Source organism: uncultured Duncaniella sp. (assembly GCF_910577345.1).
GTDB lineage: Bacteria > Bacteroidota > Bacteroidia > Bacteroidales > Muribaculaceae > Duncaniella.
Genome location: NZ_CAJTMT010000053.1, coordinates 5637 through 7875 on the forward strand (window position 1 = coordinate 5637; position 2239 = coordinate 7875).

A 2239-nucleotide genomic window follows, 5' to 3' on the forward strand; every position below is an offset into this window, starting at 1 on the left:
TGCTGCCATATCCCCCGCGGGCGGAATGTCTGACCGAATTTTCCAAGCTTGACAGAGTAACCGACCGTCTTTGAGCCACAGGTTTCCTTTACCCCCGTGACCATGCCGCGGATATTACGCTCCTTCAGTTCATTCGCAATGGCAGGAGAAGCAGAATCAGTATAGGAATCCGAGTAGGTATACTCGGTCCGGACACTTTCCGACCCGTTGGACACTACCGTGGCGGAAATAAGTCCCGTATTCGGGACATATTCGTAGCTCTCCGTCACACTCGTCTCTCCATTCTCATGGTAGGTGGTGGTTTTCCGGGAGACGAGGCGCTCGGTCTGAGGATTGATATTGTAATCAAGCCCATCATACCAAAATTGTGTATCGCGGTCAAATGCACCATCTTTCATGGACATCGGGATATCGCCCAATCGAATTTGCCATGGCATAAGCCCCTCTCCCCGAAATCTATCAGGGCCAAAATCCGGTGTGTATTCTGAGCCATACAAAAACAGGCATAAACGATAAGCCGTAAAACAGTTAATCTGGGTAAAACCGACCTTTTCAAAAGATTCATAATCGAATTCCGTTTTACGGATAGGTCTATAACCATTCGACGAAGATTTAAATTCAGTAGTACATGTCTGGACAGGACCTTTTGAAAAAGCCTCATTTATATCACTCGGCCACGCCATGCCCCACTCGCGGTCATTGATGTTATCAGGACATACTTTTTTAAACTCATATTCAGTTTTACCCTCCGCATCAATTTCCACCACTTTATTATACCATATTGGCAGACTGTTTATGCATCCGGTCAAGTAATCAGAAAAACGGTTTATTGTAAGGTAATTATCAACCATGCCTTCAACATAACCCATATAATTACGCAGAGCCCAGTATGGTGTTTCTGAAATAAATGTATGCAGAAACGGTACGGCGGTCACTTGTGCAAGACCGTTTCCGTCCTCACCATATATGTAGGTCTTTACACGGGGATTGCCATCATCCTTATTCTCTTTCAGTGTTATAGACTTAACTCTCAATCCTCCACCTTCGGACAAGGATATTTCATTTTCCAGATAATCAAAGACCCAGTCAGGGGCCTTCTGCTCCTGAAAACGGTGTACCTCATACTCCCACTCAGCACTACCCCCTGTAGGATAAGTTGCCTTAGTGAGAATATATGCCCTCATTAATTCCTTATCAACCGACCTGTCTGCTCCGTGAATGGGCAGATCTCCGTTGACTTTATGCGTCATCTTCACCTTAGGTGAAAGAAGGTATCTGTTATCCTTTCCATTGTAATACCCCCACCAATCCACCATATCGGCACGGTTAAATGCTGTAGGGTCATATTCAAATGTATAACTGCCGTCACCCTGTATTGTGACATCAGACAGCAACCTGCGATTGGGTGAATGGCCTAATTCCGCTTTGAAAACGGTCTTGTCTCCGTTAGAGACAGTAATATTTTCAAGCATGGTCATATTTGTCGCATCCCCCCTGCCATAATTACATTCAAGTTTCCCGCCGGGAAAGACTATAGAACCCAGATCCTGAGTATAGAAGTACTGATGAGAAGTCTTATATTCACTGCTACTGTAATCATCCACATAGGTAAACGGATACAGTTTTGTATTATAATATACCTCGGTCGGCCCTATCATCTTGAACCCATGTCCGGTATGTGTGTGGGAGTCCCATTTGACTTCTATTACTGTCCCTGACTGCAGTGTGATTGAGGTCAACAGCCATTCCGTACGCATGGAGAAATTGTCCACACATTCTCCTTGTGTTGAGAAATCATAGACAATCCCATTAGGGTCCGTGACCTTGAAATAAGAGAACAATTCCCCACATTCCACCTGGTACTCGTCACAACCTACCCCCTGCATCCTGCCATCCTTGTAGATCATAGTGAGTGATTTGTCGAGCAGGTAGAATGTGTAAAAATCGTGCTCGGTATCATAGTGGTACGGATGGAAACTCCTGTCCAGAGCACCCCACATTGTCACCGAACGGAATCCTTTGTCATAATCACCTTGTATGAACCCGGCTCCCTTATCCCCGACAAACGTGAAATACTCATCCGGTCGGCCCATAATCTGCCTTGACACGCGCAGAGGGGGCGTGAGCACCCAGCCGTAGCCTATAGGCTGCGGGTCATCCTCCGGCTTTATGCCGTTGGACCGATACTGCAAGGTTATCGGAATCTTGAACCCCTCAACTTCAATTGTATATATCGGAA

1 protein-coding gene is annotated in these 2239 nt (G+C 45.9%); it reads right to left on the minus strand.

The window, feature by feature from the left end; translation table 11 throughout:
• Positions 1-2239 (minus strand): hypothetical protein (locus QZ310_RS13330; RefSeq protein WP_297073707.1); only part of this gene is annotated, 2239 nt, incomplete at both ends.